The 23,414-nt window shown below is 57.5% G+C and carries 25 protein-coding genes; 16 read left to right on the forward strand and 9 right to left on the reverse strand.

The window, feature by feature from the left end:
• Positions 1 to 115: 115 nt before the first annotated feature.
• Together TERRO_RS15035 and TERRO_RS15040 are read right to left on the reverse strand one after the other, a co-directional pair.
• Positions 116 to 1,363, reverse strand: coding sequence for a PepSY-associated TM helix domain-containing protein (locus TERRO_RS15035; RefSeq protein ID WP_014786547.1), 1,248 nt, complete (start codon positions 1,361 to 1,363; stop codon positions 116 to 118).
• Positions 1,332 to 3,599, reverse strand: coding sequence for a TonB-dependent siderophore receptor (locus TERRO_RS15040; protein ID WP_041592628.1), 2,268 nt, complete (start codon positions 3,597 to 3,599; stop codon positions 1,332 to 1,334). The genes TERRO_RS15035 and TERRO_RS15040 overlap by 32 nt, the downstream gene beginning before the upstream one ends.
• A gap of 697 nt (positions 3,600 to 4,296) precedes the next feature.
• On the opposite strand from TERRO_RS15040, the gene TERRO_RS15045 reads away from it, so the two are divergent.
• The 3 genes from TERRO_RS15045 to TERRO_RS15060 all read left to right on the forward strand — a co-directional run bounded on the left by TERRO_RS15045 (position 4,297) and on the right by TERRO_RS15060 (position 6,667).
• A complete protein-coding gene (locus TERRO_RS15045) occupies positions 4,297 to 5,124 on the forward strand; it encodes a hypothetical protein (RefSeq protein ID WP_157178381.1) in 828 nt (275 codons plus the stop codon).
• Positions 5,125 to 5,283: 159 nt separating this feature from the next.
• The gene (locus TERRO_RS23210) at positions 5,284 to 5,715 is read left to right on the forward strand and encodes a hypothetical protein (RefSeq protein ID WP_157178382.1); all 432 of its coding nucleotides are present in this window, start codon (positions 5,284 to 5,286) and stop codon (positions 5,713 to 5,715) included.
• Between the two features lie 463 nt (positions 5,716 to 6,178).
• Entirely contained in the window at positions 6,179 to 6,667 is a 489-nt protein-coding gene (locus TERRO_RS15060) for an NUDIX hydrolase (RefSeq protein ID WP_014786552.1), read from the forward strand.
• 16 nt (positions 6,668 to 6,683) lie between these two features.
• Here TERRO_RS15060 and TERRO_RS15065 read toward each other — a convergent pair whose 3' ends face one another.
• A complete protein-coding gene (locus tag TERRO_RS15065) occupies positions 6,684 to 6,908 on the reverse strand; it encodes a hypothetical protein (RefSeq protein ID WP_014786553.1) in 225 nt (74 codons plus the stop codon).
• Positions 6,909 to 7,084: 176 nt separating this feature from the next.
• On the opposite strand from TERRO_RS15065, the gene TERRO_RS23215 reads away from it, so the two are divergent.
• Entirely contained in the window at positions 7,085 to 7,417 is a 333-nt protein-coding gene (locus tag TERRO_RS23215; RefSeq protein ID WP_157178383.1) for a hypothetical protein, read from the forward strand.
• A gap of 264 nt (positions 7,418 to 7,681) precedes the next feature.
• Entirely contained in the window at positions 7,682 to 8,194 is a 513-nt protein-coding gene (locus tag TERRO_RS15070; protein ID WP_157178384.1) for a hypothetical protein, read from the forward strand.
• Between the two features lie 241 nt (positions 8,195 to 8,435).
• Here TERRO_RS15070 and TERRO_RS22760 read toward each other — a convergent pair whose 3' ends face one another.
• On the reverse strand, positions 8,436 to 8,726 hold the full coding sequence (locus TERRO_RS22760) for a YXWGXW repeat-containing protein (protein WP_014786556.1): 291 nt from the start codon (positions 8,724 to 8,726) through the stop codon (positions 8,436 to 8,438).
• 123 nt (positions 8,727 to 8,849) lie between these two features.
• Positions 8,850 to 9,206, reverse strand: a complete 357-nt coding sequence (locus TERRO_RS15075; protein ID WP_014786557.1) for a hypothetical protein — start codon at positions 9,204 to 9,206, stop codon at positions 8,850 to 8,852.
• A gap of 231 nt (positions 9,207 to 9,437) precedes the next feature.
• Here TERRO_RS15075 and TERRO_RS15080 point away from each other — a divergent pair, with 231 nt between their 5' ends.
• From TERRO_RS15080 to merP, 6 genes are all read left to right on the forward strand, one after another.
• Positions 9,438 to 10,916: a sensor histidine kinase gene (locus TERRO_RS15080; protein ID WP_245536110.1), complete on the forward strand. Its 1,479-nt coding sequence runs from the start codon at positions 9,438 to 9,440 to the stop codon at positions 10,914 to 10,916.
• Positions 10,916 to 11,560, forward strand: coding sequence for a response regulator (locus TERRO_RS15085; RefSeq protein ID WP_014786559.1), 645 nt, complete (start codon positions 10,916 to 10,918; stop codon positions 11,558 to 11,560). Before TERRO_RS15080 ends, TERRO_RS15085 begins: the two co-directional genes overlap by 1 nt.
• 349 nt (positions 11,561 to 11,909) lie before the next feature.
• Positions 11,910 to 12,335 carry a heavy metal-responsive transcriptional regulator gene (locus TERRO_RS15090; protein ID WP_014786560.1) on the forward strand — a complete coding sequence of 142 codons (426 nt, stop codon included), beginning with the start codon at positions 11,910 to 11,912 and terminating at the stop codon, positions 12,333 to 12,335.
• Positions 12,325 to 12,645: a DF family (seleno)protein gene (locus TERRO_RS15095; RefSeq protein WP_014786561.1), complete on the forward strand. Its 321-nt coding sequence runs from the start codon at positions 12,325 to 12,327 to the stop codon at positions 12,643 to 12,645. Before TERRO_RS15090 ends, TERRO_RS15095 begins: the two co-directional genes overlap by 11 nt.
• Positions 12,645 to 12,995 (forward strand): mercuric ion transporter MerT, encoded by a 351-nt coding sequence (locus TERRO_RS15100; RefSeq protein WP_014786562.1) that lies wholly within the window; start codon positions 12,645 to 12,647, stop codon positions 12,993 to 12,995. Before TERRO_RS15095 ends, TERRO_RS15100 begins: the two co-directional genes overlap by 1 nt.
• Before the next feature lie 23 nt (positions 12,996 to 13,018).
• Positions 13,019 to 13,303, forward strand: coding sequence for a mercury resistance system periplasmic binding protein MerP (gene merP / locus TERRO_RS15105; RefSeq protein WP_014786563.1), 285 nt, complete (start codon positions 13,019 to 13,021; stop codon positions 13,301 to 13,303).
• 164 nt (positions 13,304 to 13,467) lie between these two features.
• Here the strand turns inward: merP and TERRO_RS15110 are convergent, their stop codons facing one another.
• From TERRO_RS15110 to TERRO_RS15125, 4 genes are all read right to left on the reverse strand, one after another.
• Positions 13,468 to 14,055: a ZIP family metal transporter gene (locus tag TERRO_RS15110; protein WP_157178385.1), complete on the reverse strand. Its 588-nt coding sequence runs from the start codon at positions 14,053 to 14,055 to the stop codon at positions 13,468 to 13,470.
• A gap of 121 nt (positions 14,056 to 14,176) precedes the next feature.
• Entirely contained in the window at positions 14,177 to 17,257 is a 3,081-nt protein-coding gene (locus tag TERRO_RS15115) for an efflux RND transporter permease subunit (protein WP_014786566.1), read from the reverse strand.
• A complete protein-coding gene (locus TERRO_RS15120; RefSeq protein ID WP_245536111.1) occupies positions 17,257 to 18,306 on the reverse strand; it encodes an efflux RND transporter periplasmic adaptor subunit in 1,050 nt (349 codons plus the stop codon). The genes TERRO_RS15115 and TERRO_RS15120 overlap by 1 nt, the downstream gene beginning before the upstream one ends.
• A gap of 134 nt (positions 18,307 to 18,440) precedes the next feature.
• Complete coding sequence (locus TERRO_RS15125) at positions 18,441 to 19,724, reverse strand: TolC family protein (protein WP_014786568.1); 1,284 nt, start codon at positions 19,722 to 19,724, stop codon at positions 18,441 to 18,443.
• A gap of 494 nt (positions 19,725 to 20,218) precedes the next feature.
• Between TERRO_RS15125 and TERRO_RS15130 the strand changes: the two genes are divergently transcribed.
• From TERRO_RS15130 to TERRO_RS15150, 5 genes are all read left to right on the forward strand, one after another.
• Complete coding sequence (locus tag TERRO_RS15130) at positions 20,219 to 20,749, forward strand: cation efflux transmembrane domain-containing protein (protein ID WP_052313356.1); 531 nt, start codon at positions 20,219 to 20,221, stop codon at positions 20,747 to 20,749.
• Between the two features lie 45 nt (positions 20,750 to 20,794).
• Positions 20,795 to 21,130: a hypothetical protein gene (locus TERRO_RS15135; RefSeq protein ID WP_169315312.1), complete on the forward strand. Its 336-nt coding sequence runs from the start codon at positions 20,795 to 20,797 to the stop codon at positions 21,128 to 21,130.
• A 71-nt stretch (positions 21,131 to 21,201) separates the two neighbouring features.
• Positions 21,202 to 22,059, forward strand: coding sequence for a hypothetical protein (locus TERRO_RS15140; RefSeq protein ID WP_014786571.1), 858 nt, complete (start codon positions 21,202 to 21,204; stop codon positions 22,057 to 22,059).
• Between the two features lie 9 nt (positions 22,060 to 22,068).
• Positions 22,069 to 22,554, forward strand: coding sequence for a heavy-metal-associated domain-containing protein (locus tag TERRO_RS15145; protein ID WP_014786572.1), 486 nt, complete (start codon positions 22,069 to 22,071; stop codon positions 22,552 to 22,554).
• Positions 22,551 to 22,982: a hypothetical protein gene (locus tag TERRO_RS15150; RefSeq protein WP_014786573.1), complete on the forward strand. Its 432-nt coding sequence runs from the start codon at positions 22,551 to 22,553 to the stop codon at positions 22,980 to 22,982. The genes TERRO_RS15145 and TERRO_RS15150 overlap by 4 nt, the downstream gene beginning before the upstream one ends.
• Positions 22,983 to 23,414 lie beyond the last annotated feature (432 nt).

Consider the following 23,414-nt stretch of genomic DNA (forward strand, 5'->3'; position numbering starts at 1 on the left):
TTGAGGTAAATGGGTATTACGCCAATGCGACCCAAAGTGCAGACCGACGACGCAAGCCGCTGCGCGGCAGGTCGGCGTATTGTTCGAGCCAGCAGGAATTTGGCCCAAACAATGCTTACTGCAGCCGTTTCCACGCGGGATGCAATTTACGATTCCAGTACATCAACAGGCCCGTGACGGCGAGCATTGCGGGCGTAAGTCCAACGAATACCCAAACGACTCGTACGACGATTCCCAATGGCCCCGCGCCTCCGAAGGTGCCGAAGTGGAATGCGTGGAAATACTGAATGACGTGCATGCCGAACTGCATCTGGTGCGTGTCTGCGACCGCGAGGACGGCGCCACCATGTGGGTCGACAGCAACGCGGCGCATCTGCGTGTACTCGATGGTGTGCGGGTAATAGCTGATCGCACCGTACACATCACCGGGACGCGTGGGGAGTTGGAGGTATTGCGCTGGCGGCGCTGGGCTAAGCTCCCTATTGAGGATTGCAACTGCTCGGTCCATCGGGAGCAGTGGCGTTCCTGGCGCTGCCGGGCGAGCCTTGGGAGATGCAACGTACTGCATCGCCTGTTGAATGCTGCCACCCGTTGCCACAACAATGGCACCACCGATCGGCAGGGCGAATGCAAAATAGACTCCCGTGAAGGTGACGCCAAGCAGAGCAGCAGAGCTCCAGAATCCGACCACCGAGTGGAGATCCCAGTTGATCCGCTTCCAGTTGGATCGTCGGTGCAAGACCACAGCAGCCATCCAGCGCGAGACACCCGGCCACCACAGGAGCACGCCCGAAACGCAGAGCAGCAGAAGACCGACCGCCATCCAACCGCTCACCGTGAGCCCCAGACGTCCGGAGAGCAGGTAGTAGTGGAGGTTTGTCATCCAGCCCAGCAGGTTGTCATACCGCATGCGGTCGAGTACGACCTGCCCGGTGTACGGATTGAAATAGACGTAACGGATGTTTGTCGACGCAGGATTGGCCGTAAGCCGCATCAGCAGCATAGCGGCGTGGTCCTGCGATTGAAAGTCGCGTAGACCGACGGACATCCAGCCGGAGCGGTCACGCTCGATCCGCTGTACCGCATCAGCGAGAGTGACCTGCCGCACGGTCGGCTGAACCTGAAGCTGTCTGCCGTAGAGATGGTCTTCAATCTCTTTACGGAAGACCAGGACGCTGCCGCTAAGCCCGATCACGATGCTGTACAGCGTCAGGATGACACCGAGCCAGAGATGCACCTGGAAGATGGCGCGACGAAGCCGCAGGCGTTGCGGTGCGTGCCACCAGCCTGCGTGTCTCCGCGAGGCCGATGGCTGCGGTGCGTTCGATTCCTTAGAAGGAGAAATTGACTGAACCAATGACACTTCGGGGCGCTCCATAGTAGCAACTGGTTGCGGTGCCACAAGCACTTACATACCGCTTGTTCAGCACGTTGGTACTGTTGACCGCAAGACGCCAGCGCTCCATGGTGTAGTCAAGCGTTCCGTCGAAGAGCGTGTAACCGGGGGTCTGAAAGGTGTTGGCAAGATCGCCCCACTTGGGTCCGATGTAGCGCGCGCCACCACCGAAGCCGAAGCCTGTGAAGAGGGTGTGACGGACCGTATAGTGCGTCCACAGACCCAGTGTGTCTTTCGCCACCGGCTGCAGCATCTTCTTATAGTCCGCGCCATTGCTGCGGGTCACCATCGGTCGCGCGTGGGTATAGCTGAACGAGACATCGAGACTGCGCAGGACGGTTCCGTTGCCTTGCAACTCGTAGCCGATGGTCCGCACCTGGCCCACCTGCACCTGTGCGTTCAGGTGCAGCGGATTCGGATCAGCCGTCAGGCGGTTGTTCTGATTCATGCTGTAGCCCGCGAAGGTGATCATGCCGACGTGGCGGGGCAGCTGATACTTCAGTCCACCCTCATAGCTCGAACCGGTCGTTGGTTGGAACGGCGTGACCCCGTCGTAGGTCGTGCCGATCGACGGCAGGAAGGAAGTTGAGTAACTGGCGTAGGGCGCGAGACCGTCCTTCTGATACGAGACGCCGACATGCCCGGTAAAGGCGTGGGGCCGCTGGCGGATGCTCGAGCCTGTAAGAATCGTGACCGACTCCTGCGCAGTCTGGTCATAGCGGCCGCCGGCCGAGAGGGTAAAGCCGGCCACCTGCACGGTGTCCTGTCCGTACAAGCCCCCCTGGTACTGCTTCTGGTCGACCCTTGTGGTGATGGGCGTGACGACGTAGGGTCCACCATAGACCGGATTGATCAAGCTGAAGGTGGTCGCGTCAATCAGGCCGCCCTGCCGGTTCTGATACTTCTGCCATTGGAAGTCCAGACCACCCGTCAGTGTGTGGCGAAGCTTGCCTGTTCGCTGATGCGTGAGAGCATGCGTGTCGTTCTGGACCCCGTCGAGAACGGGTTGTGAACTGAATGTCACGCGGTAGATCGATGTACGCGCGGCATTGGCATACGTGGTGGCTGAGTAACGCCCGGAATAGCCGATGTTGCTGTGCACGTACCGCGTAGTGGAATGCAGCGCAACGGAAGGCGTGTGGTAGTCGAAAGACACGCCAGCCATGTATTGCCTCTTGCGGTAGTGATCAGAGGTCGGATCACCCGTGTTGAAGCTGGTCGGTAGATAGCCAAAGACTGGAGAGCGGTCGAGAGTTCCTTCGCGAGGAAGGAAGACTGCGCCTGTGCCCATATCCGTGTGAAAGAACTTACCGAATGCAATCACGGAAGTATTCAGGGTAGGACGCCACTGAATCGTAGGATTCAAGGTGAAGCGATCGTCCTTCGCGCCATACACATAGGTGTGGCTGGTGCGGGCAATGCCGTTCAGGCTGTAGAGAAGGCTGGCACTCCGATTGAGCGGACCGGAGAGATCGCCGCCCACCTGCAGTCGATCGAAGTTTCCGCCCTGCAACTGGATGGAGCGGCGCGGTGTGAGCGAGGGCTGCCGCGATACGGCGTCCACAATCCCGCCAAGATTGCTTTGCCCATAAAGCGTGGAGCTGGGTCCCAGAAGGATCTCAAGGTGTTGAATATCGTTTGGATCGACCTGCACTGCAGCAAAGCTGTTCGGTGAATTGACGACCTGCGGCAGCCGAAGACCATCAAGGTAGACATCCGCTGCATTCCCCCGAATGAAAAACCAATCGCCGCGCGGGTCAGGGCCGTAGGCTTCCGGTGCGGTCCCCGCGGTGTACTTCATCGCCTGGTTCAATGTCTGCACGTTCTGCTGGAGGATCTGTGCTGCCGTAACGGTCTGGATGGAAAACGGCTGTTCCAGGATTGGCGTATCGGACTTCGAGGCGGAAAAAGCTGATTCAGCAACGAATGCCGCATCTGCGGTCACGGTCACATCTGACTTCTCCCGGGCAACCGCAAGAACGATGTCCGGCGAAGAGCGCACCTGAGCCGTGACGCTGACCGGCCCGGAGAAAACTCCAAAGCCAGTCGAATGCACTTCGATCTGCCACGTGCCCGAGGTCAGGCGCAGGAGGTACGCCCCCTCCCCATCGCTCGTCGTGGTGAATGCCGTCGTACCGCAGGTGGCCCGCACCGTCGCATTGGGAATGGCGGCTTGGGAGGAATCGGTGATCTTTCCAATCACGGATTGCGTTGGGCCGGAGCAGGCTTCTCCCGAGTTTTGAGCAGAAAGAAGAGCCGGGCAAAACAGAAAAAACCCAAGCAGAGGCTTTAACAATCGTGAAGACAGGTATTGCGAGGACATAGAACGCACCTTTCGTGGGGCGTCCAAAGGCACGGCCGCTGCGTCTATAGTGGAAGACGTCGTCAGCCCTACCCCTGGTGGGTTGTCGATTCAAGGGTCTCTCGCGGTGCTTCGCCAAAAGGTAGCCGCAGGGACCCTTCGTAATTTCTGACTGATGTCAATATACGACAAAATGAGTCTGATATTGGTAGTGGGACCGGCCTGCCGTTCTTAACTTGGCAGCCCAGAAAATGCCTTGGACGACGGATTGCGGTAGCTGGCTCGATCCCGTCGTTGACCGCATGGACTACCAACTCACGACGCGTGCAACATGATGAAGCGTTTTGGAGTGAATGCCGCGCAAGAAGAATCTGTCTCTTGGAGCCTGCGGGTATGATGGTGCGCACCGAGCCGCATGACATCACCGCTGTTACCGCTTATGCGACTTGTAACCATGACTATCGAAAGAGCTGCCATGCCGAACGAAGAACCCCAGCTGCCGGTTATCCGACTCATCTCCGGGAAAGCACAGCCTCACCAATTGGGCGGTGCCGCAGTCAGCCCCCTGGCCGCGGCGAACGCGGAGGTGAAGCGGAAAATGGCAGCGTCGCTGTCGGACCGTGCAGCAGGGAAACTGTCCGGTGTAGGCCTTGCACAGGTCAACCTTGCTCCCGCAATTCTGCGCGTCAACGATAAGACCAAGCTCGATTTTGAGCCGGGTGGCCAGTACGAGATTTCAGGACGTGGCTTTGGGGAGCAAAAGGGTTCCGTCTTCCTCCGCTTCGATCATTACAACGTGACGTTTCGGATAGACGCCTGGCACGACGGCAAGCTTTACGTCGGCCTTGCGGACGATATCTCCGGGCTTCCTGACGCAGTGAAGCCGACTCTCTTCGTCGACGTTCCAGGCAAGGACGTGCTTCAGACGACCCACTTTGGCTTTCGAGCCGCAAGGGAGACGGTCAACGTCGTTCCGCCGGAAAGCAGCTTCAGTTACGACAAAGGCAAGAGCTCAAATGTTCTCGGCATTACCGTTTGGGAGTGCATTGCTCCGGATCATGTGGCTAGCGATGGTCAGTACCTCAATGTCTCGAGATACAGTTTCTACGGTGATCCGCACAAGTCCTGCTTTAACCCCGGCTTCGATGTAATCGATTGCGACAAGTTTCCACTGCAGCCGGGGTTTTCGATTGCGCAGTTCGTCTGGTACCACGGTGAGTTGACGGATACCGATGCAGGAAGTGAACAACGGACTGCGATCGGTAGCTACTCTGCAGATTGGGAGGGCAACCGCGTGCGGATCCGCTATGCAGTGCAGCGAGATCGAACACCGCAATTCGTGCTGGTACCGGGCAACGTAGCCTGCTCATCTTCCTACAAGATTCGCTTCGACGTCTCGGGACCGCGTGGCATGCCGCCACTCTAGCGGGCGTAACCGGGGGCGCCGCTAGAACATCGGCATGGTTTGCGTTCGCGTGTCTTCGCGCCTGAAGTCAAGAGTCCGTTGTTCGTGTCCCGCCGGGTGCTGCTCACGCCACAGCTTTAAGAGCAAAGGCGGCATAGCGGAAAGAACTACCCTCGTGCGGTGCACCTTCGCATGCCAACCTGGGCAGAGGGAAATCATCAGGGACAGTACGGAACTTCCTGGTACGCGGTGATGCACGATGATGGAGCGCTTGCTGCGCCCTGGAGCGTCGCACACGCGGCAACGGTACTGATCACGTTCCAGCACCGCCTCACGCAGGCCGGCGAAGTACTCATCATCCTGCCGGCGCAGGGTGTAGCACGTGGCGCACATTCCGAGAGCGAGGATCTCATTCCTCCCGCAGCGGCAGTGCAGCAATCCTTGCATAGCTGTCTTCACGGCCACTCCCGTCTCCAGATCTACGAAGCGTTTGCGCGACCGATGCTTCTACCGGAACACTTCGGCTCGCATCACGTCTTCAAGCCCGAGAGCAATATCAGCTTCGATCCATGCGATCTTCCACTCCTCCGTGCGAGACGTGTCGAAGGGTAGGCCTTCCCTGCGGGCCTGGCTCCCTGTCCCGAAGAACGGCAATGGCTCCTGCTGGATGCTGTCGCGGCCCAAGGGCTTCTTGAGTTCACGATCAGCATCCGTCCAGCCGCTTTGCCAGCTTCGAGTTGCCGTGAGGCTGAAGCTCTGGTTCTCGTGGCGTGCTGCGTATCCAGCTTCGTACTCCTCTGGATGTTGCACGATTTGCCCGGCGGGCTCTTCCGCCATGTGTTCGGAATTCCCCATAACCACCTATCTCTGAGCCCTGTGCTGCAGCCCCAAATGCAGTGAATTTATTCTACTTCGCCGTCTATTCGCCTGAGCGCGATCTCGTGACTTCTTTCACTTTCCGTAGCTGTCGAGGAGAAGAGGAGCGGATTCTTACCAGCGGTGCATTGGCCCGACAATGAGGTCTGCTCAGCTGCCACTCGGTCGCCGATCAGTAGCAGACAGCATCCAAGCTGCCATGTCGAGAACAACAAGCGCTGGTTTGCTGATGTTCCGGCATCGCAACGGAGAACTCGAAGTCTTCCTGGTCCATCCCGGTGGTCCCTACTGGGAGCACAAGGATCGAGGTGCATGGACCGTGCCGAAAGGACAAGTCGAGGACGGGGAGGGTCTGCTGACTGCTGCACAGCGCGAGTTCCAGGAAGAGACCAGATTCCTTGCTGCACCGCGTTTCCTCAGCCTTCGGTCTGTACGACAGAAGAGCGGCAAGACGACTTTTGTGTGGGCCTTCGAAGGGGACTGTGATCCTGCTGACCTGGTAAGCAACACCTGCAGCATCGTCTGGCCACCTCGCTCCGGACAGGAGATCACCATCCCAGAAGTAGATCGCGGCGGCTGGTTCAGCTTGGCGGATGCGCGGCCGCTCATCCGCGAAGAGCAACGTGTGCTTCTGCAGCGACTCAGCGGCGCCCTCCGCGCAAACGAGTCCACCATCAGTGCTCTCTAAAACACAACGTTTCGAATCAAGCTTCCGAAAGCGGTGGCATCGACTCGGTGCTCCCAAAGCTGCGAAACAAAGCCACAACCCGGTCGCAGGCGTCCGGCGCATAGAACATCTCAGTGTTCACCATCGTGTCAGCCGTCATCTCCTTCATGCGCGCAAACATCTCCGCCTCATATGCAGCGATCGCGGCGGCGGGAGTCTCGTCAGCGAGCAGCAGCTTCGACAGCACCAGGGCATCCAGCATTGCAGGCGCAATTCAGGTAAGTCGTCGCTGTCAAGCATCAGCTCCATCAGGGACGACTGGTGGGTTCTCCTACCGCGGGAGTATCATCATGCCGCTGGGCCTGCTCGCCCCGGCTACGAGGTCTTTCGATGCCGCGGTCAGGCACAGCCCGGTTAGCTCGGTTGTCCACCGGTTGGGTGCTGCTTGTTCTCTGCACCGCCCTGATCGCGTGGCGAATAGATTTCCGCATCGAGCAATGTCGCCCCTCCGGCTTCGGCAACACCGCCGCCGTGGCTTTCTTCGACGCAAACGAGCGGAACCTGGCGAAGCTGGATGAGACGCAACCTGCTCCAGGCTGGCGCTCGGTCGCAGAGCAACAATCTTCCCTCGGGCAGTCCGCTCACCCTTCACCTCGCGCTGCGTGTGCGGCGAAGCCGCTTCTATCGAGCTTTGAGAAGCCACCGGCCCTGAAGGACATCTTCTGTCGTTCCGTCTCGCTCTTCCCGAATCCTCCACCACCTCTGGGCTAGCCGCTTCACGGAATCTCATTCCGCCGCGCCACGTCTTCGGACGGGCAGAGAGTCGCGCCTGGAAATTAATCGCTCCTGGAGGATCGTCCCATGAATCTCATTCTTTTACTTCTCGTGCTACCCGTGTTTTGCGCAGCTATCGCACTCCACATCGCAGCGAAGGATCACGCGAAGGCGTCGCGAAGAGCATTTTTCGCTCTCAAGAGTTCGCTAAATCGTCACAGACCGTACCTGCGCTTTGCCGCCATCCTTATACTCCTGCCGATGTTTCGGCAGGCAAACGCTCAAGAGGTCATCCACGCTCGCGCAGGTCAGGTAGTAGCGGCGAATACAGCAGCGAAGACCCTCACACTAAAGGTCGCCGACGGCTCCACAGTAGTCTTCCATGACGTCGCCACTCCGGAACCAGCGATGTCCTTCGATAAGGACCTTCGCGACAAGACCACGGCCGCTGCAGCGTTTCACGATGTGGGCGCTTATGTTGTCGTCTTCTACTTTGGCTTCGGCGAGCCCACCGCAGTTGCCGTGGAATCCATGGGCGCAACGCCGCCTAAGAGAACCGCCGGAAGCGTCACCTCTTTCGACCGTCACCAGCATCTCTTAACGCTGAACACGGAGAGTATGGGGTCGCAAAAGGTGGTTGTCTCAGACGACACGATCCTCGACACTCCAGAGGGTGTCGTCAAGGCCTCCAACTTCCACCCGGGCAAAGGCCAGCATCTTCGCTGCTTCGCAAAGCCGGATTCGCAGAACGCGTTGTTCGTCGCGATAAATTAGTTGCGGCTCCGTTGGAAGGGCTCGTTCATGCTTGAGCCTCGGCAATTTGTTGGCTGCAAGAGAGAGGGCCCTTCCGACGATCTGTGATGAGCGGAAGTTGAGGGCAGGTATCGCTCGCAAGATAGTTGCTTTCTTGACGGGTCCATTTTGGCTGGAAGGATTCGAAGATCTTATTGATAGACCCCATTGAAGATGGCCGCCAGTCCACCAGGCGGCCCTCCTCAGTATGCTCGCGCTCTTGCTAGCGCCAGTACCCGCGATGGAAGTAGTAGCCATCACCTCGGTGATCGTAGTCACCCGGAACCCAAGTTGCCCCCGGCCGTGGTGGACGCCCCCAATGCCCTGCAGTCCACACATAACGACGCCCATTCCAGCGATGGTAGCCGCTTTGCCAGACGTAGCCGGGACGGGGAGGAGGACCGTAACGCTCCACGATGGGTGCCGGCGGCCCGATGCGTATCGCAACCTGAGCCTCAGCGGCGGCCGAACCGATCAATAACAGAAGTGCGAGTGGGACTGTCTTCTTCAGCATAACGATATTCTCCAAAGCGGCTGTCCGCCAGGCCCGCGCCGTTTGAACGAACGACGACGGTTGATGTGAAGTTGCGAGTGCAGATGGAGAGTTGGGAAGCACTCTCCGATCGTTTGAGGCGGATTATCTTGGCAATACACCGGGATCGGTTGCGGCATTGTGGTTGCGGTTGTAGATCCCTCGAGAGGTGCGGTCCTGCTCGCGAGCGAGCTTGTGACGATCGCTGGCAGTGAGACGGCCTCCATCGGCCGCACGCATACTGTTCTCACGTGAAGCCAACTTCGCCTGATTCGCTTCTGCGTGGGCCGCGCCGCCTGGGGTGATCTGCCCATCCTGAACGCCACGCGCGATGCGGGCCTGTTGACGATCCTGACGTGCATTGATCGAGTGGCGCTGGTGATAGGTCGTACGTTGCGCGAAAGCGCTCGAAGCAGGAATGATCAGGAGCGATGCTGCGACGACTAAGGATTTCAGATACATTGTGATGCTCCTTCTAAAGAGAACTGGGTTGAGGCATTCAGTGAGTTCGAATGCCGGGTGTACTGATCCAATCTTGCTGGCCGGGGCGCGACATGAGTCGTCTCGCGATCTGTATGTAGGAACGCATATCCGGCCATCGTCCCCCTCCCGTCGGGAGGGTATTCTTCTTGACCTCTGGACGTGAGGCAGGACCGGCAGGGAATCTGGGATTCTCCGTTCTACTTGGGTTTCGTGCGTATCCTTCCTCATGCCTTCTCCCATCTGGGCCTGCATCGAAGACGTCGTACCGGGATGTCGGACAAAGAGAGGAAAGGCGGGGATATCCTCTGTTCAGGAGGCAAAGCAGTGGCTTTGGTGAGCACAGGAAAACCCAATATTGCGAAACAGCACCTTTCGGGAATGAAGGTCCTGTGGGTTGGCTGCGCCTTCATCCTGGCAGTGATGTGTGTCAGTACGGCGGATATCATCTACTCCCTCCGCAAGACTTCAATCAGAAGCGATGCCGTGATATCAGCTTTCCGAGAAAGAACGCATTTGCTGGATACACTTCGAGCGCTAATGCTTCGGTCGGCCCTGTCACCGAACAATGCCGGTGAGCGTGCGATGGACGAGAGTCAATTGCCCACTACACATCTGCAGGCAAGCAAGGCGCTTGAAGACTTCGGGAGGTCACTAGAGGCAAGCGGCGATGATGCCACACAGCAGAGGTTGGCCGACCTCAAGACTTCTATCGATCGCTACTGGGAATCTCTTCCTGACATTCGGCAGCAGAATGGCAAGCTGAGAGATTCGATACAGCCACGAGCCGGATCGCCCGAACGAAGACAGATCAGACGCATTACACGACAAATCAATGCACTAAACAGAGAACAGCAGGACCGTACGGAAGCAAAGCTCCATGAAGAGCATCAACGTTTACAGGGCGAGCTTCTCCTCGCCTCTTTGCTTTCTTTGGCTGCGGTCATTGCATTGGTGACCGGGATGTCATACCGACTCAGAGCGTCTGAAGGTCAAGCCGAATCCCAATATCAGGCTGTAGTGCAGGCGCGTAACGAGCTGCGAAATCTTACCGCGCGCCTTGAGCAAGCGCAGGAAGAAGAGAGACGCACGTTGTCACGCGAGCTCCATGACGAATTTGGCCAGACCATGGCGGCAGCCCTTGTCGAACTCAGTCGCATACAGGATGAAAAGATTTATGATGACGGAACCAAGGCACAGCTTGCGAGCGTCAAACTGGCGCTTGAGCAAAGTATGCGTTCCATCCGGGACATAGCTCTGGCTCTGCGTCCTTCCATGCTCGACGACCTGGGGCTGGTTCCTGCCCTTCGCTGGCAAGGCCGAGAGGTGTCTCGGAGATCCGGGCTAGCGGTAAGCGTAGACGCTGACGATAATTCCGACTTTCTCCCTGATGCGTACCGAACATGTATCTATCGCGTCGTTCAGGAAGCTCTTCACAATACCGTGAAGCACGCATCCGCCAAAGCCGCTCGTGTTGTGCTCCAACGGACAAGCAACACGTTGAAGCTAAAGATTGAAGACGATGGCAAAGGGTTTCGCCCCGATTTGGAAAAAGGAATGGGTCTGCTCGGCATTGAAGAGCGAGTCAGTAGACTCTCCGGGCAGGTGCACGTGACATCTACCGTGAATAAAGGAACGTCAGTTCTTGTCACGCTCCCACAACCCGCAACCTTAGAAGACGAGATAGCTTGATGGTTCGGATAGTTCTTGCAGATGATCACACCGTTCTGCGCGCAGGTTTGAAATCCCTGCTGGAGCGTCAGCGCGACTTTGAGGTGGTCGGCGAAGCCGGCGACGGTCGTGAGTTGCTCCGCGTAGTCGATGAGCAACGCCCCGATGTGGTGATCTCCGACATCAGCATGCCGAAGCTGAACGGGGTAGAAGCGACTTCGCAGATCGTGGCAAAGCATCCGAAGACACACGTCATCGTGCTCAGTATGCATACCGACGAAGCTTATGTACTCCGAGCCCTGAAGGCCGGCGCACGAGGGTACTTAGTCAAAGAATCGGCTGAGGCCGATTTGATGATGGCGATCCGGACGGTACATGCTGGAAAGGCGTTCTTCAGTCCATCCGTGAGCGCGCTGCTGGTCGAAGATTACGTACGGCAAATGCGCGACCGTGGGGTGGAAGACAGCTATGAGCTGCTCTCATCGAGAGAGCGGGAGGTCTTGCAGCTGGTCGCCGAAGGACAAAGCAACAAAGACATCGCGCAGCAACTCGGTCTGAGCGTCTATACGATCGAGACGCACCGCGGAAACTTATTGCAAAAGCTGAATCTCCACAGTGTCCCGGAACTCATCCTCTACGCGGTGCGAAAAGGAGTCATCTGCTGAAGGTCGGGTCGCTCGTGCGGGGGCTTATCAACGTCCTTTGCAATAGCGATACGTCTTGGCTTTCCATAGGCCTAGCACCGGAGCGAAAGCTTTTCATAAAGCCTCGCAAAGTCTTTGATATGAACAACTTATGTCCGATAAGGTGGATTCTGTATAGTCGATCGCGGAGATCATTATCGGACGCGGCTATTGAGCATGCCTCTCGACAGAAATGGACCTGAAGTGCACCTCAGTGAGAGTTCAGATCCTCTTTGAGCAGCGAAGCGCTCGGGCGCTAAGGTATGGGCATACGACACGTGCTTGACTCTGGAGTCAGCTCCAGACCTATTCTGATAGTGAGTAGGGACGAATGCAGATCGGACACGTCGCGGAGAGTACAGGACTGAGCATCGATACCATCCGCTTCTATGAGAAGCAGGGACTCGTTCCGCCTGCCCAGCGAACCGCAGGAGGCTACCGCGTCTACAAGGACGCGGACGTGGACAGGTTGCGATTCATCAGCCGTGCCCAGTGTCTCGGGTTTTCCCTTCAGGAGATTCGCGAGCTGCTGCTTATCGAAGAAGGGCAGCCCGACGGATGCTCTCACGTCCGTAGCCTTATTGAGGCAAAGGTTGAGCAGGTGAAGGACAAGATTGCAGTGCTTCGGCGCATAGAGAGGCAGTTGTTAAAGGCGCAGGAACAGTGTGCCGCCGCTCTGACCAACTCCTGTGGTGCATGTTGCCCCGTGCTCGAACAACTGGCACCCCGCGAAAGGAAAAACCTACATGAAGGTTGACGTTTTGTATTTCAAGGGCTGCCCGAACCATATGCCTGCGGTTGAGCAGGTCCGAGAGGCGTTACGGACGGAAGGCGTCGAAGCCTCCGTAAACGAGGTTGAGATTACGGACCCTGTGATGGCCCAGGAGTTGAGTTTCCTCGGCTCGCCAACTATCCGTGTCAACGGCCTGGACGTAGAGCCAGAAGCGCGAGGAGTGCAGAGCTTCGGCTTCGGTTGCCGGACATACACCGATATCAACGGCAGACGTTCCGGACTCCCCTCGCTGGCCTCGATCAGGACGGCTGCGCGGGAAAGCATGCAGCCCTGATGTCCAGCAAAGCAGCCAACTCGGGAGTTCTTGCGTTCGGCGGTTTAGCCGCGATCCTCGCATCCTCTTGCTGCCTCGGGCCACTCGTCCTTGTCATGCTCGGCTTCGGTGGAGCGTGGATTGGGAACCTCTCCGCATTAGAGCCTTACCGTCCGATGTTTCTCGGATTTACTGTGATTGCATTGGTGATCGCTGCGTATCGCATTTATCGGCCTCAGCAGACCTGTGATGCCGACGGCAACTGCGCCACTCCCAAATCCCTTCGCCTACAGAAGGGCATCTTCGTTCTCGTGACACTTCTGGCCATCGTTGGTTTCGTGTTCCCCTACGTCGCTCAATTCTTCTACTAAACCCGCTCTTAAAAGGTGCTCCGATGAAACGCTTGCATGCTCTAGCAGCCGCCGCCACTTTCCTGATCGTCTCGTCCTCTGCGTGGGCGGCTCCGACCACAGTAATTCTCGAAGTGCCGGGTATGACCTGCCCAACCTGCCCAATCACGATCAAGAAGGCTTTGATGAAGGAGCAAGGCGTATCGAGCGTCGCTGTTCGGTATGAGAAGAAGGAGCTTGTGGTGTCTTTCGATAATGCAAAGACCACCCCAGCGAAGATCATGCAGTCAACGGCTTCGGTAGGGTTCCCATCCCAGGTTGCGAAATAAACTTCGCCATTCCGCCGAGTCCGGGTCCATATGGTTATGGCGCATCCTCGACGGACTGCACATGAAGCCGTTGTGCTCTGAGCTGAAGTAATGGATGTCTGAGCGGAGTCTTAAAGAGATTCATATACCGCCACCCGACAAGCCCTTTTTAGAGTGACGGCACATCATCGCGTAGTCATATCAGCGAGAAGAATCGCAAGGAAGCCTATGAAGAAGGTTGCTGTTGTGAAGCTGGTGTCTTCGCTCTCGTGTGCTTCCCGTAGGAGTTCCTCCGTTACCAGGTAAAGCAGAGCAGCCTCTCCAAAGCCAAGTGCGGCAGTGACTGCCCATGCAGGCGCTGATCTGAGTAGACCAACGCCTATGGCGGTGCCAGCAATCAAGGTCATCGAGACCCCTGCTGTGACTCCAAGGGCTTTCGTGGCTGATAGTCCCCGTTTACGCAGCTCTCCGACCAGAGCCAACCCCAATGCAACCAGCTCCAGCGTAAGTGCAAACGTCAGAAGGCGGCCCTGCCTTGTGCCTCCGGAAAATCCGATGCCAATGATGAACCCGTCCAGTAAGAGGTCGATTGCAATGGCACACAGATACACACGTGGAAGCCTGCTCTTCTCGGCTTCTGTGCCCCGGCTCTCTGTTTTTGCAAGGAGCAGTAAGGTGAGGACTGCCGCGATGAAGCCGACTGCTGTCGGAATGGGTGAATGCCGGGCAATGAGGTCAGGCGTAATTTCTAGCGCGACCGCCGCAAAGACCACGCCGCCAGCCAAATGCTGCACACTGCTTTGAAGGCGCGGTCACTTCCCTTCCAGAGAATGGCCACCAGAGCTGCAAAGAACGATGTTGCGACGGGAATCAGGGCATAGAGCAAAGCGGTTTTCATGCTTTCGCCTTGGCCTCCCGCCGCTCTTCGATCCACTTGTAAAGTGTTGGGAGTACCAGAAGTGTCAGCAAAGTAGAGGTCATTAGGCCCCCAATGACAACAGTCGCGAGAGGCCGTTGAACTTCGGCTCCTGCGCCTGTTGAAACCGCCATAGGTATGAAGCCGAGGCTTGCAACAAGAGCCGTCATCAGCACTGGTCTTAGACGCGTATCAGCTCCCTGCTCAACAGCATCGACAACTGAAAGTCCTTCACTGCGCAGTTCACGCACGTACGTGAGGAGAACGATGCCATTCAGAACTGCAATGCCGAACAGCGCAATAAACCCAACTCCAGCCGAGATGCTGAAGGGCAACCCACGGATGAGCAAAGCCGCGATTCCCCCGGTCGCCGCCAATGGAATGTTCAGGAAAATCAAGGCGGCAGGGAGCGCAGCCTGAAAGTTGAAGTACAACAATAAGAAGATCAGAGCGAGAGCAGCAGGAACCACGATTGCCAGCCGCCTGCTTGCACTCTTCAATTGCTCAAACTGACCGCCCCACTCCAGCTCGTAACCGTCCGGGATCTTCACTTTGGCGGCCACTACCTTCTGTGCGTCCGCAACGAAGCCGGCGAGATCACGCCCTCGCACATTTACTTCGACGCTGATACGGCGTTGGCCTCCCTCGCGGCTAATTTGTGAAGGCCCCTCTTCTTCTTCTATGTCTGCAAGCTGCGCTAATGGAATGAAGTGACCTTCACTGTCACCGACACGGAGGTTACTGATTGCCTCAGCGGACCCGCGCTGTTGTTGCGGGAAGCGAACCTGGAGAGCGAACCTTCGGTTCCCTTCCACAATCTCGCCCACGGGCTTTCCGCCAATAGTCTGAATGGTGTCGAGCACGGCCGCTGCATCCAGGCCATGTCGAGCAAGCTCGTCGCGCCGTATACGGATGCGGAGATACGGCAAGCCTGCAACGCGTTCCGCGCGCACATCGGCTGCCCCTCTCACCTTGGCGACCACGGCCGCGATCTGATCTGCCTTCATGCGCAGCGTTTCCAGATCTTCCCCGTAGAGCTTGATGGCGATGTCGCTTCGCGAGCCGCCTTCGAGTAGCTCTTGCATGCGCATCTGGATCGGCTGCGAGAAGCTGTATGCTGCGCCGGGTGCCTCCTCTTCCAGTCGCTTCTTCATCGCTGCGATCAGGTCCGTCTTGTTTCTGCCCTTTGTCCATTCGTCCGGAGGTTTGAGGTAGACATACACATCGCTTTGGTCAATCGCCATCGGATCGGTGGCGACCTCCGGACTTCCTGTTCGGCTAAAAACATGCGAGACCTCGGGAAACTGCCGCAGTACGGTTTCGATGATTTGATTGCCGTGCAGTGACTCACTGATGGAAATGCCCGGGACACGATACATCTGCACCAGGATCGAGCCTTCATCTAGCGACGGGATAAACACCGCGCCAAGAAAGGGAATCGCTACCAGCGACGCGACGAAGAGAGCGAGAGCGATGGCTGCTGTCAACGCTGGACGTGCAAGAGCGTGCCGCAGCATCGGTCTGTAAACGCCATCGATCTTACGCATCAACAGTGTGGGCTTCTCCGCGCCAGTTTTCCGGAGGATGTACCAACTTAGAACCGGCATGAGAGTGAGCGCGATGATGAGCGAAGCGAACAGGGCGAAGAGCACCGTAGCCGCCATGGGTTTGAACATCTTCCCCTCGACTCCGCTCAACGTCAGGATCGGCACATAGACCAGGAAGATAATCGCCACGCCGAAGAAGATCGGTTTGGCAACTTCAGCTCCGGCCCGTCGTATTGTCTCCTCGACAGCTTCGTCGGGTTTCCTTTCATGTAAGCGCCGGAGGATGTTTTCGATGATGACTACCGACCCGTCCACAATCAGGCCGAAATCGATAGCGCCCAAACTCATCAGGTTGCCGGAAATTTTGGCTTGCACCATTCCAGTGATCGCGACCAGCATGGAAAGCGGGATCGCAACAGCAACGACCAGTCCCCCGCGGAAGCTGCCAAGCAGCAGCAGGAGCACGACAATGACCAGGATTCCGCCCTCGATGAGGTTGCGGGTGACTGTGTGGATCGTTCTGTTCACGAGATCTTTTCGATCCGAGAGCATCTCGATTTTGACGCCAGGTGGAAGCGTCTTCTGAACCACTGTTAAAGCGTCTTTTACCCGGTCGGCGACGACCCGCGAGTTTTCCCCTAGCAGCATGAGGGTTACGCCAACAACAATCTCGCCCTTCCCGTCTTCAGTAGCAAAGCCGCGACGCACCATGGGTGCGAAGTGAACAGTTGCGATGTTCCGAATCAGAATGGGCGTGCCGGTGGGCGAGCTGGAGACAACGATATTCTCTATGTCCGCCAGACTCCCAATCAGTCCCTCGCCACGAATCAAGGCTTGCTGTTCGGCGTGTTCTACATAGGCTCCGCCCGCGTTGGCATTGTTTTTCGGCAGTACATCGAGCACGCGCGAGAGTGGAATGTGATAGCCGGTGAGCTTGTCACTGTCCACTTCGACCTCATACGTTTTCACCTCTCCGCCTTGGCTGTTGATTTCAACGATGCCCGGGACAAGCCGCATCTTTGGGGCGATCGTCCAGTCCAGAATGGTCCGCAGCTCCATAGGAGTCTTACCGGGACCGGTCACTTTGAACTGGTAAATCTCTCCCAGCCCTGTCGAGATTGGCCCCATCTCCGGGACTCCCACGCTAGCCGGAATCGCCTCTCGTGCCTGCGTCAGGCGTTCGCTCACCAAGTTCCGACAAAAGTAAGGGTCCATGCTGTCTTTGAAATAAACGGCGACGTAAGAGAGCCCGTATTTCGAGGTGGATTGGATATGAGTAATGCCCGGCAGCCCCGCCATGGCGGTCTCTACAGGGAAAGCGAGTAGTTGTTCAACTTCCAGGGGGGACAGGCTAGGAGCGCGAGTGAGGATTAGAACCTGATTCGGCGTGATATCCGGTTGAACATCTATTGGGAGACTCTGAAGCGAGAAGAACCCGCCCACGGCAACGAACAATGCACCGAGCAGCACGAGGACACGATAACGAAGAGCAAAGCCAACAATTTTCCCCATTACTCTTCCCCCAGATCGCCACCGGCGAGGATAGATTTCAGGTGGAAGGCTCCCTGCGTGACGACGCGTTCGCCAGCGGAAAGACCACTGATGATCTCCGTCTGACCGTTGATGGTTACGCCTTTCTCGACTTGCCGAGATTCGAATGTCGTCGGTCCATGCTGCACAAAGACGACGTTCTTGCCCTCAACATCCTGGAGAGCCGTAGAGGGAACGGCCAGAGCCTGCTTGCTGAATTTCGTAGGCAGCTCAATGTTGGCGAACATATCCGTTTTCAGTCGCACATCCTTGTTTGCCACCTCGCAGCGCACCTTAGCGGTACGCGTTTGAGGGTCGAGAACGTCACTGATGTACGCTACCCGGCCTGCAAAGCTCTCATCGGGATACGTGTCCACACGGATCGCAGCATTCTGACCAAGGCGGATGCGGCCAAGGTCCTTTTCATAGACTTCTGCCTGTACCCAGACCCTGGAGAGATCGGCGACCGTGAACATCTCTTTGCCCGGCTCTACGATGTCGCCGGGAGAAGCGGCAGCTTTCGTGACGACTCCAGCAAACGGAGCCTTGAGCACCGTAGAGGAGCCGTTGCCGCTGGCACCATAGCGATGGAGCCGCTGTTGTAGCCCGCCGAGAACAGCCTGTTGCGACTCGATGCTCGCCCGAATTCCTTGCTCTTCTGCCTTGCTGAATTCGTAGTCTTTTTCTGCTCCCGCTCCGATGTCGGCAAGTCGCCTGCTCCGTTCCGACTGTCGAGCCGCAGGAGTGAGTTGGGCGTTCAAGCGAGCCAGATCAGCGCGGGCCGACTGCGCCTGAGCGCCCAGCTCGACCGCCTCCAGATTGTCAAACGTCGCAAGGGTCTGTCCGGCGCGAACGCGATCCCCTACCTTCGCCCGAACCTCAAGAACTCTGCCACGTGCGAGGGGTGCAACTTCACCAACATGATTGTCGATCGGCTGCACCGTGCCTGTAGCCCTGAAATACTCGCTCAACTGGACGACCGCAGCGGGCGCCACGACCAGGCCTACATGCTTTTGAGCAGGAAGAAGCATTTCAACTTCTTTTTGCTTTGCAGGTTCCTGACTCTCTGCCGATGACGAGGCTTCCTTATCGCCGTCTGGAGCCGCTTTCCGCTTACAGCCTCCAACCAACACCAGACCGCAAACGAGAACTACAAGAAGTTGTTTCATGGAAGATTGCCTCCTATGGCGCGTTCCACTTCGGCCCAGCCGCGCGAGGCATCGGCTTGAGCATCGATATAAGCAAGTTCGTTGTCTACGAGTCGCCGTTGTTCATTCAGAACGTCCAGCAGCCGGAGTTGCCCCAGCTTGTAAGCTTCACGGATGACCGTCAGATTTGCGGTGGAAGGCTCGACCACGCCGGTCCGCAGAAGGTCGAGGGAGGCTCGGGCCGCCGTCCAGCGCTGGTAAGCAGATTCCACTTCGAGCGGTATAGACCGCTCCAGGTACTCCTGTTGCAACTGAGAGCCGGACGACCGCGCCGTTGCTGTCTGCACATCGCCAGCTCCGCTGCGGCTTGTCCGCAGAGGGATCGAAACACCAAACGTAAGCAAGTCGATCTGTTCGTTGATCGGAGCCAGAGCACCGGTGGATGTCTGCCCAAAAAGCCCTTCAAACAAGCTGTACTGCCGAGAGTACCCAGCAGAAAGCGTGACATCGGGCTTCGCATTCGCCTTCGCCAGAGCGATTCCCGCCCGATTCTGATCCGCTCGAAGTAGAGCGCTTCGTAGATCAGCTCTGGATTGCAACGCGCGAGACTTCAGTTCCTCAAGCGTATCCGAACCGGGAACCTCGGACGCGACTTGGGGGAGGGGTTGGTCGGCCGGGAGCCCAACGAGTTTTCGCAGGTTCGTTTCGGCGACGGCTAATCGTCCTTGTGCACTCGTTTTGAGGACGACACCACGATTAATTTCGACCCGCAGTAGGCTCGCTTCAAGCGGTGCAACATCGCCCTCGCGAACACGGGCTTCCGTAAGGCGCAACGCATCTTGATTCACGGATGCGAGGTCATCCAGCAGCTTGAGCTTCTCTTGCTCTGCCACACGTTCCGCAATTCCGCTACGGATCTGGTAAGCGAGCTCCGCCGACCGCTCCTGCAACTCGGCCTCGGCCTGCCCGATCCCGAAGCCAGCCACATCAATCCGCTTGGACCGTTTTCCGAACATCTCTAACGGCTGAGAGTAGTTCGCACCATACTGCTCTTGTCCCAGCGTACCCAGCGGCTTGCCGGTAACTCCATTGGCATTGATCGTGGGCGGGGGACGAACACCAGCTTGGCGAACGGCCCCTTGCGCTTCACCAATTCGCTCACGAATTGACAGCACATCCCTATTTTGAGCGAGTCCCATGCGAACCAGATCGTCCACAGTGGACGGACTGGTTTGCTGCGCACCCACACACGCTGGCGCGATCAGCAATCCGCACAGGAAGGACAAAAGTCTTCCTGGCATACATTTCTCCTAATTCCCAAAGGTCAATACAGACGCGGGTGGGCTAGGAGAGCTGTGGAGGGTGTTCGATGTCTTGAGATCTGCTAATGGGCTGCGCCGATAGCATGTCGGTTGAAGCTTCAACGGTCACGGCGGGAGCAACAAAGGTTAGCTGCGCAACGATAAGAGGGTGTGCGCAGCAGCAGATGCAGTTGTCCGGTGCCTGATGGGTTGGCGGGTGCTTGCCAATGGAGCTCACGACCGAACACTCTGAACTCGGCACATCACAGGTAAGCACATCCACACCTATATAAAGGATGAGGAACATCGCCGTGAAGCGAAACGCTTTAGCCCAGAATGCCACATCACATTTTAGCCTGTGTTGCGAACGGTATGCTGCGAGCCCGGAATCACCATAGCCGCATCCAAAGCGATAGATGGAACAGATGCTCGAAAATCCGGCGAAACTGCCAGCTTTTTCAGTAAGGCAGCTCCAACTTCTCACAGTAGGATGGATGTCCGTCGAACTGTGCGTTGCGCTCTTCACTGGGATTCGGGCTCGCAGCGTTGCGCTTACCGCCTTCGGTGCGGATAGTGGGATTGAACTGCTTTCAGCACTCGTCGTTCTTCGGCGTTTCTCCTCCAGATCGATCTCAGAACGCCTGGCAGCCCGGATCTCTGGGGTTCTCCTATATGCCCTTGCAGCTTACATTCTGGTCACCTCGGGACTGAGTCTCCTGAGTCCCCGGCTCCAGCCAGAGCCTACGGTGCTCGGCATTGGGCTGCTCATCGCCGCCGCGATCATCATGCCTCTGCTTGGACGGGCCAAGAAGAAGCTCGCAGCCCGGACAGGAAGCCGTGCCTTACGCGCGGACGCAGCGCAGAGCAACATCTGCGCCTATATGTCTTGGATCGCTCTGGCTGGTCTTCTGATTAACTTCTTCTTCCACTTCGCGTGGGCCGATTCAGCCGCCGCATTGCTTCTGCTCCCCATTGTTCTGAAAGAGGCTGGTGAAGCCAGCAAGGGCGAGGTCTGCGAATGCTGAAGACCAAAGGAATATAGTTAAGACGTGCGCAGGTGCTCCAGCATCGTGGCTGTTTTCATCATGCTCGTCATGATGATGCCGGTCCTTGCCTGCGCCTCAGCTCCGACGATGACTCGGATGGAGCAGGACTGCTGCCAGCAAATGCACGGCAAGTGTGGCGAGATGGCGAAGCAGGGATGCTGCCAGATCGACGTCCGAAACGACGCCAGTCAGCTACCCGCTCACGTCGTAGCAGCGCCGGTTCTTCCACTTGTGGCGATAGCGTTCCTGTATCCGCTGCTGTTCGAGCTGCCCGCATCTGTCGGCCATCCGTGGCGGTTGCCGAATCAACATTCCCCGCCGGGTCTCCTGATCGCTTCCACCATCGTTCTCCGCATCTGATCCGCTCCCCAGGCCAAGTGACTTGCACGCCTCTGCGTGCCTGAAGTTCATTTGCAACCAAGGAGCAAACAATGAAACATCTCGCCATCCTGGCGGGTGTGCTGATGCTGTCCGCACCAGCCTGGGCCTCAGACCACGGCCCCGTCTTCGGCTACGCTACCCCAGTCAATTCCCAAGGGGAAGTCAGCTGCGACACCGGACTCTTCGGCCGCAACGGCAGCCGGGGTACGCAGCTTTCGACCGGCACGGCATGTGGCTACGGCCTAACCCCACACCTCACGTTCACCGCGTTCGTTCCAGCCACCTTCGGCAGCGGATCGCTGCCCGAGTCGCGCATCTTCCCCACAGGGGGATGGACTGCTGGTGCGTCGTGGCGCTTCTTTCACTCCGTCACCCAGGTAGGGAAACGGCTAGAAGCAACAGGTTCGCTGGCACTTGTGGTGCCCGGACCGCAAGCGGATACGGGCATCCTTGGAAGCGTTAACCGGGCTCCCGGAATTGCCGGTACGCTGGCGGCCGGTTTTGCCTCGCGCAGTCAGTACCTCTGGCTTGGAGGCGGGTACACCGGCTTCTTCGAAAAGGGAGGTAGCAGACGACCCAACACCATCTCGTGGAGTACGGTGTACGGTTTCCGACCCGCGAAGCTGCGGCGCGGCTACGACCAGTGGGACTACCGAGGACTGGTTGAGTTCACCGGTGAGCACACAGGCGGCGTTCGCGTTCAGAATGCGGCCGTGCCCGATAGCAGCTCTACATCGATATGGCTCGGGCCATCGGTTCTCGCGATCTTCAAGAACGTGGCGATTGAAGGCGGCGTACAGGCACCGCTCTATCGCAATGTTTCCACGACCCTCTATGGGCACGAAAATGTTCGCTTTGCCCTCAACTTCAGCTATCTCCGGTTCTCGTCTCAGACGACCAAACACTAAGGATCAACCATGAATAAGCTTCTTGTTCTCACCGCTCTTTCGCTCTCCACGCTCGCCGCTCACGCCGAGTACAACCAAGTAAATATGACGGTCTTCGGGATGGATTGTGCTCCGTGCGCCCATGCAATCCACGTCTCTATGAAGGGTATCCAGGGAGTGAACAAGGTCGACGTAGACCTGAATACCGGCCTCGTTTCGATTCAACTAACAGCGGGTAACGGCGCAGGCATGCAGCAGTTTAACCAAGCCGTAGAGAAGAACGGATTCACGCATAAGGACGCAAAGATCGTCGCCACGGGCAAAATCACCGGCACAACCGCTGCACCCGTCTTCGAGGTAACCGGCACGGGCGACCGGTATTCGCTTGCCGGTGCGGGAACCAACATCTCTTCTCTTCTTGGAAAAATGGTCACTGTTGCGGGAACCCTTCCGCAAGCCTCTAAGGGCAAGGTTCCAGACACGCTCAGGTATGAATCCATCGCGGAGGCGAAATGATCGCTGCGACATCCTCCATCGCACCAGAACGCAGGGCCAGACGAGCGGCCCTGATGAACTACTTCTCCCTTTTCAGTTCCTTCAGCACGCTCATTTGCTGCGCGTTGCCGTCCGTACTTGTGCTCCTTGGAATGGGTACTGCCGTCGCTTCTCTGCTCTCGGCCGCACCTTGGCTGGTCAGCCTGTCCCGCCATAAAATTTGGACGTTCAGCATCGCAGGGGTTCTCATCGCCTGCAGCTTCGCGATGACTTATGTCATAGCGCCGCGGCTGCGTGTGGGGGAGACCTGTGACGCTGATGATCCGACCACCTGTGGCGAAGTCAGTAAATTAAGCAGGGTCTTGCTTTGGGGATCGGCCATCATCTACAGCGGCGGTTTCTTCGTCGCCTACCTGCTCGGACCCATCCTCAACTACATGGATCGCTAGCCGCTCACAGCCGGAAACATAAACCGGCTGTGAGTCTGTTCTAACCCCGTGGTTGTCGGATCGCCATTCTTGGCTTGGTTGTGCCCGGCTGTCTTCTTGTAATTCTGTAAATACACAATGATGGACAGCTACCGTTGCCGCGCTCGCCTTGCAGACGGTCGGTCACCCATTTCTTTGAAGAGCAACACGTTCTTTGCCTGGGGCGCTACCGTCGCAAAACTCAAGGCACTTTGTTCATGCCCTTCAGGATGTTGCTCTCGCCAGAGGACTCGCAAGAACTCCGGCCAGTCGTTTTGGACGTAGAACGTGCGTGTCACTTTCGCGTGGCATGGCAAGCACAGCGTCAGCATTTTCGCCGGATCGCTGTTCCCTGCTTCTCGGTGATGTACCGCGACTGACCGCTTTCCGCGCTTCACAGTTGTGCACCCTGGT

Source organism: Terriglobus roseus DSM 18391 (assembly GCF_000265425.1).
GTDB lineage: Bacteria > Acidobacteriota > Terriglobia > Terriglobales > Acidobacteriaceae > Terriglobus > Terriglobus roseus.